Here is a 14,377-nt window from a genome sequence, read left to right as displayed (position 1 = left end):
GCTGTAGACGCCCGGCCACACAGAGGCGCCGACGTCGCCCGCCGTGATCGCGCCGACGCCCGTTTAAGCCGTCGTGACCGCGGTCCGCGGCCGGCGGCGGACCACGCGGCGGCCGACGTCGGAGAGCACGCGCCAGCCGCCCCAGGCGGCCAGGAAGCCGAGGAGACCGGCGACGATCCCGTCGGTGGTGGTCGGGAGGGCCGGGTCGTAATCGCGGTAGGTGGCGCGGGCGAGCGGAACGTCGGGGTCGCGGATCACGGCAGCGAGCCGCCCGAGGGGGCTCGCCGCGTTCGCCAAAGCCTGCTGCTGCGCCGAGAGCCGTTCCAGCCGCTCGATGTCGTAGCGCGCGGCCTCGCCCCGGCGCGCGACCAGGGTGTCGGGATTGGTGCGCAAGCGATCGACGGCCCCTTCGCGGGTGTTGCCGGTGGCCTTGGCGTCCGATTCGAGCGACGCGACCTCGCGCTTCAGCTCGTCCAGGGCGCCACCGAGGCGCTGGGCGTATTGCTGGGCGAATTCGGGCCCCTGCGCCGCCAGCCCGCCGCCGAGCAGGCCGAGGGCGAGGCCTAGGGTGCGGAAGACACGGAACACGGGGCATCCTCGTCGTGGTGGTCGTGGCAGAAGAGCATGGTGGCGGCGGCAGTTCCAGAACCCGACCGCGATCAGGCGGGCAGGGTCAGCAGCCCCGCCGCCCCGTCGACGCATCCGAACGCCAGCCGCCCGCCCTTCGCGTCCCAGGCCAACGCCGAAATCCCGCTGCCCTTCACCGCCGGGCGGACCAGCAGTTCGGAGGCGTCGGTGAAGCGCACGAGCAGGATGCAGCCGTCCTCGTAGCCCATGGCCAGCACCAGGGCCTTGGGGTGGAAGGCGACGCGGGAGACGCGGGCCGGGCGCACGCCGCACTCGCGTGGAGCCTTGCCGGTGGGGCCTTCCTTCGAATCGAACGGCCACACGATCGCGGCCTCCGCGCCGCTGGTGGCGAGCCAGTGGCCGTCCGACGACCACGACACCGAGCGCACCTTGGCCGGGTAGCCCGACATCCGCATGTGGCCGCGGTCCGGCTGCAGGCGCCAGCCGTGCAGCGCGTTCTCCTGCATGGTCGAGACGACGAAGCGCCCGTCGGGCGACCACGTCACGTCGATGTGCGAGCCCTTCCACTCGACCATCTCGGCGGGCGTCTCGTGGTTCGGGTACCAGAGCGAGACGCCGTTGTAGTGCGAGGCCGCCAGCCGGTAGCCCTTGGAGGCGAAGGCGAGGCCGCGGGCGGTGGAGGGGGCCGTGAACGTGCGCTCGCGCCCCTTGGCGTCGCGGGCGACCACGGTGCGCCCGGCCGCGTAGGCCACCGACCCGTCGGGATGCAGGGCGAGCGCGTCGATCCAGGCGCCGCCCTTGGCGGTGGCGACCTCGGACAGCGTGCCGTCGGGCCGGAGCGCCACCACGCGCCCGTCGTCGCCGCCGGTGACGAGGCGGTTGCCGTCGCCCACGGCGGCCAGGATGCCGGCCTCGGGATGGGCGGCGAGGCGGCTCGACGTGCCGTCCCGGCTGAGCAGGACGGTGCCGTCGCCGAGGGCCATCACCAGCGCGTCCTTCAGGAAGTGCGCGGCGACGACGTGGGCGCCGGCCTCGACCGGGGCGACGTGGGTGGTCAGCGAAGCGTTGCTCATCGGGAGACTCGATCAGGACGGGCGCGGGCAGGACAAGGCGGGCAGAACAGGCGTGAAACGGTTTCAGGTGGCGGGCGGCTCGGGCATCATCGTCCGGTGGCGCAGCGCGAAGATCGCGGCGACCAGGGCGAGGAGGCCGGAGACCGCCGCCGGGATGAACAGGGCATAGAGCTCCAGGCGGGCATAGGCCACGGCGCCGCCGAACGCGCCGACGAGGAGCGCGGCCCAGACCGCCCCGTCGCCGACCCAGCCGAAGGGCGGCCCGGTGCGGGTGAGCGCCTGCGCCACCTTCTGCCCGAGGCTGAACAGGGCCCCGGTGACGAAGGTGGTGCCGGCGCGGAACCCCTTCACCTGCGCCAGCACGGCGTTCTGCGAGCCCATCGCCACCGCCATGAAGAACGCGGCGATGCCGAGTTCCGGAATCGCGAGGCCGACCCCGAGGGCTGCCAGGATCAGCAGGGCTTCGTAGCCGAGCACCGCCGGCGTCGCCCAGGGGGAGGGGATCAGGATCGACAGGCCGCTGCCGAGGATCGCGCCGCCGAGGAACCCGCCGATCAGGATCGCCGGCAGCACCACGTGCGCGAAATCCGCATGCCCGAGGAAGACCGAGAGCTGCGTGGTGTTGCCGCTCATGAACGAGGTGTAGAGGCCGCCGAGCCGGACGAAGCCCAGCGCGTCGACGAATCCGGCGAGCGCGGTGAGCACGAGCCCGGTCCCGACCTGCCAGGACCGGTTCACGAAACCCGATCCGGTGCGCGACGCGTCAACCCTTGGTTAACCATTCCCGGCGCCTCGTTCAGGGGCGGGCGAGCAGGGTTAAGGCTTCGCTCACCAAACCTCGGCAATTCGATGCAATCACGGCGAACGCCGGAGCGTAGGGCGCCGTTTGTCCTTCGATCCGGCTGCGGGACCTTCGTCCCACGCCGGGTGAGTTGGAGTTGCGTCATGATGTCCTTCGCCTGCGCCGCCTTCGGCCTGCCGAGCTACCTCGACCGCGCGCCGACCACCATCCTGGTGGTCGAGGACGAGCCGTTCGTCTGCGAACTGGCAGCGGAAGCGCTGCTCGACGAGGGCTACCGCGTCCTGACCGCCGCCGACGCCTGGGAGGCCGAGGCGATCCTCGCCCGGGAGACCGTCGACCTGCTCTTCACCGATATCGACCTCGCCCGCAACACGAACGGGATCACGCTGGCCCGGGCCGCGCGGGCGCATTGCCCCTCGCTGCCGGTGGTCTACACCTCCGGCGGCCGCGCCTGCCTCTCGCAGGGCGAGGCGGTCCCCGAATCGGTGTTCGTGCCGAAGCCCTACCGTCCGAGCCAGCTCGTCGCGCTGACGAACGACATCCTGCGCAGCCACGCCCACCACGCCTAGAACCCATCCCTCGACGCACGACGCCCGGAACCCTGACGCATGCGCCTCGCTCACGCCGCCCTCCTGATGCTCGCCGCCGGCCTCGCCACGCCGGTCGAAGCCGCCTGCGACGTGAAGGCCGCCAAGATCGAGGAGACGATCGCCCGGAAGAGCGAGCTCCAGGAGGCCGCCAACAAGCAGACGGTGCGCGACCTGCGCACGCTGCGTGACGCGGCGATCGTGCTGGAGAGCTATTCCTACGTCACCGAATGCGAGCGCGTGCTGGAGATCGTGAAGACGCTGGCCGCCGACCCGGAGAAGACGATCGAGAAGGGCGACACCGACGAGGAGAAGGCCGAGAGCCAACAGGAGGCCCGCAAGCCGAAGCCCGCCGTCGAGCCCGCCGCGCCGGCCAAGCCCAAATAAATGTTGCGCGGGTGAGGGCGCCTCACCAGCCGAAGCGGGCGATCCGGGCGAGCTGCGCCTTCCCCGCGGCTTCGTCCCGCCCGAGCAGCGCCACCCGTTCCGACAGGCCGTAGGCGGTCGGCGAGAACGGCAGCGACAGGAGCGGGATGCCCTCCGCCCGCGACCGGTTCACCGAGGCGATCAGGCAGGCGATCACCGAGCCGTCCTCCGGCGTGTCGACGCAATCGGCCCGCGGGCTGCCGAACAGCGGCCGGTTCGGAACGCTCAGCAGGATCGTCGTCCCACCGCGCCGGTCGGGGGCCGGCGGCAGGCTGTAGCTGCGCACGAACAGTGCCGGCAGCAGCACGACCAGCGCGAGGACGAGGAGAGCCCTGCGCATTCGCCTAGCTCGGCTCGTCGAAGCGGCTGCGGAAGAACACCTCGCGTCCGGCGCCGTCGATCACCCGCACCGCTTCCGCCGGTCCGACCGAGCGCTGCGGCACGCGGGCCCGGGCGAACAGGCGCAGCGCACGCTCCTGCGCCCCCTCGAGCCCGGTGCTGCGCACCGAGATCCGGGTCTGGACGTCACCCGGCTCGGGGCCGAGGACTTCGATGTGAAAGGTCTCGCGCACACCAGTGCCTCTGCCCTAACTCAATCCGATCGTCCACCGCCGCGAGGGCGCCGCCCGTGAACCCCGTGAAGATCGCCGCCGCGATCGCCGTCTGCGTTCTGCTGTTCTGGCTCGGCCTGCGCATCACCCGCACGATGGTCGACCTCGGCATCCGCGCCGGCCACGCCGAGGCGCGCCGCCGCGAGGAGGAGGAGCGTTGAGGCCTTACCAAACCAGCGCAGGCGCCGTGCCGTAGGCCTCGGCCATGCGCGCGATCGCCGCGAGCTTGTCGTCGAGCGCCGACCAGTCGTCGGACGCAGCGATCGGCGCCCACAGCGCCTCGACCTCGTCGATCAGCAGCGTGCAGGGTGTGAGGTCGGCGAAATAGGGATGGGCGAGGCCGGCGCCCGGCGCCGACGCCAAGCCCTCCAACGCTGCGCGCACCGGGGCGAAGGCGTCGCCGGCATAGAGTGCGGCCGAGGGGCTCGCCGCGGCGCGCTCGGCGCTGGCGATGCCGCCGTACCAATCGAAGAAGGTCTGCTCGAACGGGGCGTGGCTCTCGGCCAGGAAGCGCCAGAAGGCGCCGACCAGCCGATCGGTTTCGTCCTGGCCGGCCTTCGCGAGCCCGAGCCTGGCGAACAAGGCCTCGGCGAAGCCCTCCTGCAGGGCGGGCCCAAAACCCTTCAGCGCCGCTTCGAGGTCGGCCTGCGGCGCCAGCGTCAGCAGGCAATCCGCCAGCCGTGCGAGGTTCCAGTACAACGCCTCCGGCTGGCGGCCGAAGCTGTAGAGCCCTTGGCTGTCGAAATAGGCGGCCGTGAAATTCGGATCGTAGGCCGGCAACCAGCGCCACGGCCCGTAATCGAAGCTCTCGCCGGTGACGTTGATGTTGTCGGTGTTGAGCACCCCGTGGACGAAGCCCGCGGCCGCCCATTGCGCACCCATCCGCGCGACCCGTCGCACGACCTCGGCGAGGAAGGCCACCGCCCGGTCGGCCGGCGCCTCGCGCCAGAGGTCGGGCATGTGCGTCGTGATGGTGTGATCGAGCAGCCGCTCGATGTTCCTCGGCTCGTCGAGCGCCAGGAACCGCTGGAAGCTGCCGATGCGGATGTGGCCGTGGCTCAGGCGCACGAGCACCGCGGAGCGGGTGGGGGAGGGCTCGTCGCCGCGCTTCAGCGCCTCGCCGGTCTCGATCAGGCTGAAGCTCTTGGAGGTGTTCACGCCCTGCGCTTCGAGGAGCGCGGTGGCCAGCACCTCGCGCATGCCGCCCTTCAGGGTCAGCCGGCCGTCGCCCGCCCGCGACCACGGCGTGGTGCCGCTGCCCTTGGTGGCGAGGTCGAGCAGGCGCGCGTCGCGCAAATCGTGCAGCTGCGCGTAGAGGAAGCCGCGCCCGTCCCCGAGCTCGGGGTTGTACGAGCGGAACTGGTGGCCGTGATAGCGCAGGGCCAGCGGCGCGGGGAACGAGCCGGGCAGGGGCTCGAACCGGCCGAACCGGGCGATCCACTCGGCGTCCGTCAGCCCGTCGAGCCCGACGCGGGCGGCCCAAGCGCGGTTGCGGAAGCGCAGGATCGTCTGCGGGAAGCGGGCGGCCGCGACCACGTCGAAGAAGTCGGCGCCGAGGTCGGCATGGCGGCGCGAGGGCTGCGCCTCTTGCGTTGGACGGTCTGACAAGAATGAACCCTCGCTCGGTTCCGGCATTCGGACAGCACTCATAGCGATAAGCACGCCCGGCGCGATCCGTTGCGGGATGAGCCGGAACGCCGGGACGCGCCACAGAAAAAAACCCGCGCCTCGGCCGGAAAGAGGGCGTTGACACCGCAAGCCGCCGTTCCCTATACCGCCGATCTCCGAACCGGCCGCCTGCCCACGCAGACGGCCGCGGGCTGGGGCGGGGTAGCTCAGCTGGTTAGAGCAGAGGAATCATAATCCTCGTGTCGGGGGTTCGAGTCCCTCTCCCGCTACCATAGATTTCGCCTGCTAGGTCAAGCACTTAGCAGGCTTTTTCATGGCTCTTTGAGCTGCTGAAAAATGGCTTTATGCGTTAGCTCAGTGCTAGCGCAGTGCTGGAAAAAGCCCTTTCGGTTTAAGGCTTTGGTTCCTGTTGCAGGAGCACGCTAGCGCACTTCTAGCGCAGTCATCCGCACCGCAGTAACCAGACAGGGCGCATTTTGAGCACCCCAGGCAGCCCCCAAGCTGAGCGCTATCAGCTGTTCCAACGCTCGGGCAGCACCAAGTGGCAGATGCGGTTCAGCATCCGCGGGCAGGGGCAGATCAAGCGATCCCTGGACACCAGCGAGCGTGCTCAAGCCGAACGCAAAGCCGATGAAATTTGGTACGAGGCCACGTACCGGGCCAAGCAGGGCCTCAGCGCGAAGGTGCACACGTTCGAGGCGGTGGCCCAAGAATTCATCGAGCTGATCCACCGGGAAGTGGAGCGTGGGGAACGCCGAGCCGATCAGGGTCGCAGCGAGCCCAGCATGATTCGCCGTTTCTTCGTGGGCTATTTTGGCAGCCGCTCCGTCGACGGCATCACAGACACCGATCTGGAGCGCTACGCGGAATGGCGGCGCACCTATTGGACCGAAGGACCCGGCAAGCTCATCACGCACATCGAGTACGAGCGCGCGGGGCACCGCTTGCGCCGACCCGTTCGCCGGGCAGCACCATCGCTGAGCCGGCAGCGAGGGGAGGCCGTAGTGCTGCGAGCCCTGCTGCGGCAGGCCGTGAAATGGGGCTATCTCAAAACGCCTCCTGAGATCGCTATCAAGGTTCGGCGCAAACAGGACAACCGCCGACCCAGCTTCGAGCCCCATGAGTTCACCAAGCTGGTGGAGACCAGCCTGTGCCGGCTCACCGATCCCATCATGGATGGCAGCGGCGCTGAGGTTCGGAGCAGCGACAAACGCCGCTGGCAGATCAAGCGGCTAGACGATCACACCCGGCGAGATCGCACGGTGCTCCACGCGTACGTGATGATTGGCGCCTACTCGGGCTTACGCCCGACAGAAATGTACAACCTCACCTGGGGTGACGTCCTTGGCTATCGAGCGGGAAGAGGCGCGGGCATCGCGCAGCGAGACATCCGGCTCAAGGCTCGGGGCAAGGGCATGAGCGGCACCGCGATCCCACACACCGCAGCGATCCCGTGGTTCGACACCCTATGGATGCTGTTCGAGCGCGGCATGCAGCGCGAGCCCGTGGATGGCGATCCGGTGTTCGCCAGTGGCCAGGGCAAGCGAATCAGCTCGATTGCCAATGGCTTCACCGAGCTGCTTAAGGCGGCAGATCTGGAGCGCGATCACCGGGGCATCAAACGCACCCCGTACTCATTGCGGCATTTTTACATCACCCAGCAGCTCACGCATGGAGCTGAGGTCACGGACATCGCTCGCAACTGCCGCACTTCTCTGGCCATGATCGACAAGCACTACGGGCAAGTACGGCTCGAGCGGGTGGTCGACCGGCTGCGCCCGGACTGGACGCGTGCCTGACGTGGGTCCGTAGTTGACCCGTTGCGGACCTTCCGCCCCGCTTAGTCGAATGTCCGCTCGGGAGGTAAAGCGGCCCCGAAAGCGGCAGCCATGACATCAGGATGTTTTGGCCGCCGGAGCGACTATTCCATCTTAATGGCTGCTATCGGGCTCCAAGCGGGCATTCGCGTGGTTGCAACTGAAGGTCCGCTGATGGCGCAAAGCGGCGATGCTGAATGGCGTGGTTGGGTGGAAAGCAGTCTGACTACTCTAGAGCAACGCTGCGCCTGATCAGCCTGGCCAGGATGCAGCTACACGAGCGAGCCCCGCACGTAGAGATTTTCGCCTCGGATCGGCCGATCATTCTGCGGGTTGCGGCGTCCCGTCCGCTCGTTTGGTGGGCTCGGGTGAGGCCTCAGGCTTCCCCAGCAGGCGCTCGAAGGCGACGTAGAAGGTCGGCGTGACGAACAGGGTGATGAAGGTCGCCACCAGCAGGCCGCCGATCACCACCGTGCCCATCGAGACCCGGGCGTTGGCGCCCGCACCGCTGGCGATAGCGAGCGGCACCGAACCCATGATGAAGGCGAACGACGTCATCAGGATGGGGCGCATGCGCAGGCGCGCCGCGTCCTGGGCGGCCTTCAGCACGTCCTCGCCCTGCTTGCGCAAGTCTTCGGCGAAGGCGACGAGGAGGATTGAGTTCTTGGCCGCCAAGCCGACCAGGAGCAGGAGCCCGACCTGCCCGAAGATGTCGAGGGCGAGCCCGCGGATCGCCAGGAAGCCCACGGCGCCGAAGATTGCGATCGGCGTACCGAGCAGGATCACGAACGGCAGGCGCAATGATTCATACTGGCCGGCGAGCAGCAGAAAGATCATCAGCGTTCCGAGCCCGAAGATCAGCGGCGCGTAGCCGCCGGCGATCTTTTCCTGGTAGGCGACGTCGGTCCACTCTACCGCGTAGGTCGAGGGGAGCTTGGCCTCGGCGAGCGCCTCGATCGCCGCGATGGCGGTGCCCGAGCTGGCGCCGGCCGCCGTATCCACCGCGATCTCGATAGTTGGATAGGTGTTGTAGGACAGGACCGCGGTCGGCCCGGTGACGAAGTGGGTCTGGATCAGCGAGCCGACCCGGACCGGCTCGCCGCGGTTATTCAGAACGGTGAGTGCCTCGACGTCCTCGATCGTGCGGCGGCCCGAGGCCTCGCTCTGCACGTAGACCTGGTAGACGTAGCCGAACCTATTGAAGAGGTTGACGAAGCTCGAGCCGACATAGGTGCCGAGCGCGTCGAACAGGTTCTGCAGCGGCACGCCGAGCTGCTCGGCCTTGGCGCGGTCGATCTCCAGCCGCAACTGCGGGACGCCGTAGCTGGTGGTGGGGATGGCGCGACCGACGGAGGGCAGCTTTTCCATCTCGGCGATGAAGCGGTTGGCGGCCTGGGCGAGCTTGAGGCCGCCGGTGCCGCTGCGATCCTGAAGCTCCAGCGTCAGGCCGCTGCGCGACCCGAGGCCGGGCAGCGGCGACGGGTTCACCACGCGGACCTGCCCGTCGGGATCGTGCTTGAAGCGCTTCTGCACCGTGGCGATCACGTCGTCGACGCTCTGTGTGCGCTCGCCCCACGGCTTCAGCGTCGGGATCTGGAAGCCGTAGAACGGCGCGATCGCGTCGGCCAGGATGCTGCGCCCGGTGACGCCGATCGTGTGCTCGACGCTCGGGATCTCGCGGAGCGCGTCGCCGAGGCGATCGACCACCGCGTTGGTGCGGGCGACCGACGCGCCCTTGGGCAGGACTACGTCGGCGAAGAAGTAGCCCTGGTCCTCGTCCGGCACGAAGCCGGACGGACGCGCGACGGTCATCCAAACCGTGAGGGCGGCAAAGGCGAGGAAGGCGATGCCGACCAGGGCGACATGGCCGGTGAGCCACCCGATCGCTGCGACGAGGCGGCGGCTCGCGCCCTCCAGCATCCGGTTGAACCAACGCAAGGGCGCGCGCCAGCGGCTCTCGTCCGTCGCGTCCGCCGCGCGGTGCTTGAGGATCAGCCCGCACAGGGCCGGTGTGAGGGTCAGCGAGACCACCGCGGAGATCATCACCGAGATCGCGATGGTGAGCGCGAATTGGTTGTAGAGCTTGCCGGTCAGCCCGGGGATGAAGGCCACGGGCACGAACAGGGCGGCGAGCACCAGGGTCGTGGCGATCACCGGCCCGGCGACCTCCGTAACGGCCTCGCGGGAGGCCTCGCGCGGCGCCATACCCTCGTCCATCAGGCGCTCGGTGTTCTCGACGACGATGATAGCGTCGTCGACCACGAGCCCCACCGCCAACACCATGCCGAGCAGGCTCAGGGTGTTGAACGAGAAGCCGAGCAGGGACATCGGCCCGAAGGTGCCGACCAGCGCCACGGGCACCGCGATGGCCGGGATGAGGGTCGCGCGCCAGTTCTGCAGGAACAGGTAGGTGACGATGACGACGAGCACGAGCGCCTCGAACAGGGTCCGCACCACCTCGAAGATCGCCTCCTTAACGAACTCGGTCCGGTCGAGCGCGATCTTGTACTTGAGCCCCGGCGGGAAGCGCTTGGCGAGGTCCTTCATGGTGGCGCGGGCGCCGTCCATGACCTGGACGGCGTTGGCGTCGGGGTTCTGATAGAGCCCGAGGGTCGCCGACGGAGCCCCGTCGAAGCTCGACCGGACGCCGTACTGCTCGGAGCCGAGCTCGACCCGGGCGACGTCGCGGATGCGCACCACCGAGCCGTCCGGGTTGGCCCGCAAGAGAATGTTGGCGAACTCCTCGGGCTGACGCAGGCGTCCCTGCGTGACCAGCTGCAGCTCGAAGGCGGTGGCTTGGTCGACGGGCGGCTTGCCGAGGGTGCCGGTGGTGATCTGCGCGTTCTGCTGGCTGATGGCGGTGGAGACCGCTCCCGGGCTGATGCCGAGCGCCTCCATCTTCAGCGGGTCGAGCCAGACCCGCATCGCGTAGCGCTTGTTCGAGAAGTTGACGATGCGCCCCATCCCCTGGACGCGTCGCAATGGCTTGATCACCTGCGTCTCGGCCCAGTTGGCGAGGAACAGCTCGTCGTAAGGCGCTCCATTCTCGGCATAGAGGACGATGTTGCCGAGCCGCTGACGCGAGCTCTTGGTGATCTCGAGCCCTTGCGCGTTGACCGAGGGTGGCAGCTTGGCCTCGGCCCGGTTGGCGCGGGTCAGCACCTCCGCGGCGGCTGCATCGAGGTTCGACCCGACCTCGAAGGTGGCGTCCATGCTGACGCTGCCGTCGGTGTTGCTGGTGGAGTTGATGTAGAGCAGGTTCTGCGCGCCGTTGATCTCCTGCTCGAGCGGGATGGCGATCGCCTCGTAGGCCTGCTCGGCGCTGGCGCCGGGATAGGTCGCCTGGATGTTGATGATCGGCGGTGCGATCTCGGGGAACTGCGCGATCGGAAGCGTCAGGCCGGCGACGGCGCCGATCAGCGTGATCAGCACGGAGATGACGCCGGCGAGCACCGGCCGATCGACGAAGCGGGCGAACATGCTGGATCGTGGCTTCCGGTCCTAGGACGCCATTGTGGAGCCCGCGTTGCAACGTCCGGCCCGCATGCGTGTTCCTCTGCCGCTGGGCGGTCGCGGCGGCCGGACCCGGTGAGCTCGGGAGCGTCATCGGTGCGGGCAGCAGTCAAGTATGGCCTCGGGGCCGGGATCATCGTCCTGGCGGGCGCGGGCGGCTGGTACGCGGCCGGGCGTCCGACGCCGCACCAGATGCTCGCCGCCCTGCCGTTCACCGCGGCCAAGCCCGCCGCCACGCCGGATGAGGCGCCACTGGAAGTCCGTGTCGTGACGGCGCGCAAGGTGCCGGTCCCGATCAGCTTCACCTACACCGGCACCATCATCGCCCAGCAGGACGCGACGCTGCAGGCGCGGGTGACCGGCAACGTGATGGAACGCCCCTTCGAGCCGGGCGGCCACGTGAAGAAGGGGCAGGTGCTCTTCCGCATCGATCCGCGCCCGTTCGAGGTGGCGTTGCAGACCGCCAAGTCGCAGCAGGCTCAGGCCCAGGCGCAGCTCACCTTCGCGCAGGCCGAGGTGGACCGCACCGAATCTCTGGCCGACAAGGGCTACGCGACGGAGCAGCGCTTCCAGCAGTTGCAATCGAACCGCACATCTGCTGTCGCGCAGGTCCAGGGCGCCGAGGCCGCGATCGCCCGGCAGAACCTCAACCTCGACTACGCGGTGGTGAACGCACCCTTCGACGGACGCGCCAGCCTCTCGACCATCAACCCCGGCGATCTGGTCATCGAGAACCAGACGCAGCTCGTCTCCGTGGTTCAGCTCGATCCCATCGACGTCCAGATGGCGCTGTCGGCGGAGGATTCTGAGGCGATCCGCGCGGCAATGACGACGAAGGGCGGCGTCACGGTTGCGGTGCTCGACGCGAAGGGCAAGCCGGTTCGCGAGGCCAAAATCTACCAGCTCGACAACCGGTTCGACCCGCGGACCGCCCGGCGGCTGGTCCGCGCCCTGATGCCGAACACCGACGAGCGCTTCCTGCCGGGCCAGTTCGTCCGCGCCAGCATCCGCACGGGCACGAAGGAGCGGCTCCTGGTGCCGACCGCGTCCCTCGACGCGCAGCTCGCCCAGCAGATCGTCTACGTGGTCGACGCCGAGGGGAAGGTCGAGCAGAAGCCCGTCACCACCGGCGATACCTATGGCGGGAACACCGCGATCCTCGACGGGCTCTCCGACGGCGACCAGGTGGTGGTCGATCACCTTCAGGAGATGCGCCAAGACCTCAAGGTCGTGGTGCGGCCGGCCGGCGAGGTCGCGCCGGACGCCAGCCCCGCGGAGACCGGCACGCCGGCCGCGGCGGAGCCGGGCTGAGCGGACGCTGGGCGCCGCACCCCGTCACTCCAGACGTCTCGCAACCGGAACGCCATGTCGATCCTTCGTCTCGCGCCAGCCCTCGCCGCCCTCTTCGTCCTCCCCTTCGGGCCGGCGGTCGCAAAGCCCTCCGGCTGCCGGGCCACGCCCGCGGCCTATGCTGCCCTGAAGCGCGGCATGAGCTACCATCGGGCGGTCGAGCGCCTCGGCTGCCCCGGCCGGCGGGTGACCCATATGACGATCGGCCAGACCGAGCGGGCGACCTACACGTGGCGCGGGACGGGCACCTACGGCGCAAACCTCACTGTCTCGTTCCGCAACGGCCACTTAACGAGCAAATCGCAGCTTGGACTGAATTGACGCCGCCGCAGCGACTGGCCTGAGAGGGACGCGGCTCGCTCGAACAGCTGCTTCTAGACATAGGAAGCAGCGTCCAGAACGACGAAGTTGGGTCGGATTCTTACTGTCTGCTTGCGACTGCGAGCATGTCGTCGCTCTACACCTCTGGACGCACCGCCGAAATCAATGTCGATCATCGCGTTCACGATGACTTAGAAGGCATTGAACGCCAAAACTTCAGCATCTTTAGCCATAACCCTGCACTGCTTATGCAACTGCGCGGCCCATTCGTTAGCTTAAACTTAATACAATCAATTCAATACAAATAATAAGGTAATAATGGGATTATCGAGATGAAAATCATATGATTTGAGGCTCAGTTCCGAGCAATTATAGCTCCTAACGAGCCAATGGGTGACTGTTTCGAGGCATTTGGCGCAGATTTAACTACATTGAAAGATTGGCTCCGCCTTCAGAAAACTAACGGGATGGTATTCACAATTCTTCCAGAAATTCATGATCCGAATAACATGCTTGAAATAATAAAGATGAAGTTTTTTAGTGGAAACATGGATGTTTCTTCATGCATAAAAGTCAATGATGATATCATGATATTCAAATCGGCGTGGCACGGCGCACCTGATACTGTTTGGTCGAAATTCGGGGATCACCATGCTGTTTGAATATTATAAAATCTCTACGGCAGCCCGCATCATCTTATCGTTGACATCGATATAGCGCTGCGTTGTCGAGAGATGCCGATGCCCGGCGAGCATCATGATGGCCTTGGGTGAAATACCAGCATGAGCCAGCCGCGTGATGAACCAGCGCCGCCCGCTGTGGCTTGAGCCGCCATCAAGCCCGGCGGCATCGTACCAGCCGCGTATGAGCTGACACAGGGTGTTTGCGCTGAACGCCGAGCGCTTCTGGGTGATGAGCACCGGCTGCAGCAGGCCAGGGGGTTGCGCGAGGCTTGCTCGGTACTGCTCCACCTCTCTGCGCAGCCGGGCGTTCAGGAACACCACGCGGGCATGGCCGCCCTTGGTCACCGCTGCGCTGAGCCGCAGCTGCTCGCGTACCTTGCCCTCGTCGTCGAGGAGATCGCTCCAACGGAGTGATGCGATCTCTCCCACCCGCAACCCAGCTAGGTAGCTCAGCATCAGCGCCATGCGATTGCGTGGCCCATATTTGCCTTGGCTCACTACCGCTGCAAGCCGCCGGAACTCCGCCTCGGTGGGCACCCTGGCCTGCTTCATTGAAATCTCATGCTTTGTGCGGTTCAGCGACAAAGCATGCTGTTTCCAATTGGCTGGAAGGGCGAGGCCTAGAACTAAATCAGCGCCAGCAGAGATTTAGCTTCACATCGAATATCATAAAACATAGCTTTTATGATGTTGGGTCGATTATGCAGATCAACTTTCGCTATCCGCGCGGCCAACCAGCGCTTGGGTCGGCAAGCTAACCATCTGCAAGCGATCCGTTTCAAATTCTCGGAAGGTCTGCTTCGTGGCAGGCCGGCAGAGGATAATCTACGTCTGATACCAATCGACGCTGAGTGTCTGTCCGGCGACATATTGAGTGAGGTGAGGGGTTTGTGATTCAAGGCTGCCTGTGTGGAGGCTGCCGATGTGGACGACTGAGAACCGGACCCGCTACGATCGAAGCGAGCTTCGTTATCCGA

General features: G+C 67.2%; 15 protein-coding genes and 1 tRNA gene. 8 read left to right on the top strand and 8 right to left on the bottom strand.

What is annotated here, in order from left to right; genetic code table 11:
• Window positions 1-63: 63 nt before the first annotated feature.
• The 3 genes from FV234_RS04845 to FV234_RS04835 all read right to left on the bottom strand — a co-directional run bounded on the left by FV234_RS04845 (window position 64) and on the right by FV234_RS04835 (window position 2,399).
• On the bottom strand, window positions 64-588 hold the full coding sequence (locus FV234_RS04845) for a DUF2937 family protein (protein ID WP_147828242.1): 525 nt from the start codon (window positions 586-588) through the stop codon (window positions 64-66).
• A 71-nt stretch (window positions 589-659) separates the two neighbouring features.
• Window positions 660-1,661, bottom strand: a complete 1,002-nt coding sequence (locus FV234_RS04840) for a WD40 repeat domain-containing protein (RefSeq protein ID WP_147763185.1) — start codon at window positions 1,659-1,661, stop codon at window positions 660-662.
• A 63-nt stretch (window positions 1,662-1,724) separates the two neighbouring features.
• Window positions 1,725-2,399, bottom strand: coding sequence for a YoaK family protein (locus FV234_RS04835; RefSeq protein ID WP_147814686.1), 675 nt, complete (start codon window positions 2,397-2,399; stop codon window positions 1,725-1,727).
• Window positions 2,400-2,606: 207 nt separating this feature from the next.
• On the opposite strand from FV234_RS04835, the gene FV234_RS04830 reads away from it, so the two are divergent.
• Window positions 2,607-3,032: a response regulator gene (locus tag FV234_RS04830; protein WP_147750207.1), complete on the top strand. Its 426-nt coding sequence runs from the start codon at window positions 2,607-2,609 to the stop codon at window positions 3,030-3,032.
• A 39-nt stretch (window positions 3,033-3,071) separates the two neighbouring features.
• On the top strand, window positions 3,072-3,437 hold the full coding sequence (locus FV234_RS04825) for a photosystem reaction center subunit H (protein ID WP_147763182.1): 366 nt from the start codon (window positions 3,072-3,074) through the stop codon (window positions 3,435-3,437).
• A gap of 22 nt (window positions 3,438-3,459) precedes the next feature.
• On the opposite strand, the gene FV234_RS04820 is transcribed toward FV234_RS04825, so the two are convergent.
• Together FV234_RS04820 and FV234_RS04815 are read right to left on the bottom strand one after the other, a co-directional pair.
• Window positions 3,460-3,816, bottom strand: coding sequence for a hypothetical protein (locus FV234_RS04820; protein WP_147828241.1), 357 nt, complete (start codon window positions 3,814-3,816; stop codon window positions 3,460-3,462).
• Between the two features lie 4 nt (window positions 3,817-3,820).
• The gene (locus FV234_RS04815; RefSeq protein ID WP_147763180.1) at window positions 3,821-4,048 is read right to left on the bottom strand and encodes a hypothetical protein; all 228 of its coding nucleotides are present in this window, start codon (window positions 4,046-4,048) and stop codon (window positions 3,821-3,823) included.
• Between the two features lie 56 nt (window positions 4,049-4,104).
• Here FV234_RS04815 and FV234_RS26060 point away from each other — a divergent pair, with 56 nt between their 5' ends.
• Window positions 4,105-4,248 (top strand): hypothetical protein, encoded by a 144-nt coding sequence (locus tag FV234_RS26060; protein WP_187273581.1) that lies wholly within the window; start codon window positions 4,105-4,107, stop codon window positions 4,246-4,248.
• A 4-nt stretch (window positions 4,249-4,252) separates the two neighbouring features.
• On the opposite strand, the gene FV234_RS04810 is transcribed toward FV234_RS26060, so the two are convergent.
• Complete coding sequence (locus FV234_RS04810; RefSeq protein ID WP_246686116.1) at window positions 4,253-5,695, bottom strand: protein adenylyltransferase SelO; 1,443 nt, start codon at window positions 5,693-5,695, stop codon at window positions 4,253-4,255.
• Between the two features lie 216 nt (window positions 5,696-5,911).
• Here FV234_RS04810 and FV234_RS04805 point away from each other — a divergent pair.
• Both FV234_RS04805 and FV234_RS04800 read left to right on the top strand, forming a co-directional pair.
• A tRNA-Met gene (locus FV234_RS04805) sits at window positions 5,912-5,988 on the top strand.
• A gap of 204 nt (window positions 5,989-6,192) precedes the next feature.
• Window positions 6,193-7,515: a site-specific integrase gene (locus tag FV234_RS04800; RefSeq protein ID WP_147752149.1), complete on the top strand. Its 1,323-nt coding sequence runs from the start codon at window positions 6,193-6,195 to the stop codon at window positions 7,513-7,515.
• Between the two features lie 339 nt (window positions 7,516-7,854).
• Here the strand turns inward: FV234_RS04800 and FV234_RS04795 are convergent, their stop codons facing one another.
• Window positions 7,855-11,013, bottom strand: a complete 3,159-nt coding sequence (locus FV234_RS04795) for an efflux RND transporter permease subunit (RefSeq protein WP_147828239.1) — start codon at window positions 11,011-11,013, stop codon at window positions 7,855-7,857.
• A gap of 129 nt (window positions 11,014-11,142) precedes the next feature.
• On the opposite strand from FV234_RS04795, the gene FV234_RS04790 reads away from it, so the two are divergent.
• The 3 genes from FV234_RS04790 to FV234_RS26055 all read left to right on the top strand — a co-directional run bounded on the left by FV234_RS04790 (window position 11,143) and on the right by FV234_RS26055 (window position 13,379).
• Window positions 11,143-12,357: an efflux RND transporter periplasmic adaptor subunit gene (locus tag FV234_RS04790; RefSeq protein ID WP_147828238.1), complete on the top strand. Its 1,215-nt coding sequence runs from the start codon at window positions 11,143-11,145 to the stop codon at window positions 12,355-12,357.
• A gap of 54 nt (window positions 12,358-12,411) precedes the next feature.
• On the top strand, window positions 12,412-12,717 hold the full coding sequence (locus tag FV234_RS04785; protein ID WP_147752152.1) for a DUF3862 domain-containing protein: 306 nt from the start codon (window positions 12,412-12,414) through the stop codon (window positions 12,715-12,717).
• Between the two features lie 389 nt (window positions 12,718-13,106).
• Window positions 13,107-13,379 (top strand): hypothetical protein, encoded by a 273-nt coding sequence (locus FV234_RS26055; RefSeq protein WP_187273580.1) that lies wholly within the window; start codon window positions 13,107-13,109, stop codon window positions 13,377-13,379.
• A 3-nt stretch (window positions 13,380-13,382) separates the two neighbouring features.
• On the opposite strand, the gene FV234_RS04780 is transcribed toward FV234_RS26055, so the two are convergent.
• Window positions 13,383-13,952: a site-specific integrase gene (locus FV234_RS04780; protein ID WP_147828237.1), complete on the bottom strand. Its 570-nt coding sequence runs from the start codon at window positions 13,950-13,952 to the stop codon at window positions 13,383-13,385.
• Window positions 13,953-14,377: the final 425 nt, after the last annotated feature.

It is taken from the genome of Methylobacterium sp. WL8, assembly GCF_008040045.1.
Classification (GTDB): domain Bacteria; phylum Pseudomonadota; class Alphaproteobacteria; order Rhizobiales; family Beijerinckiaceae; genus Methylobacterium; species Methylobacterium cerastii.
This window is presented reverse-complemented; position numbering and strand designations above follow the sequence as displayed.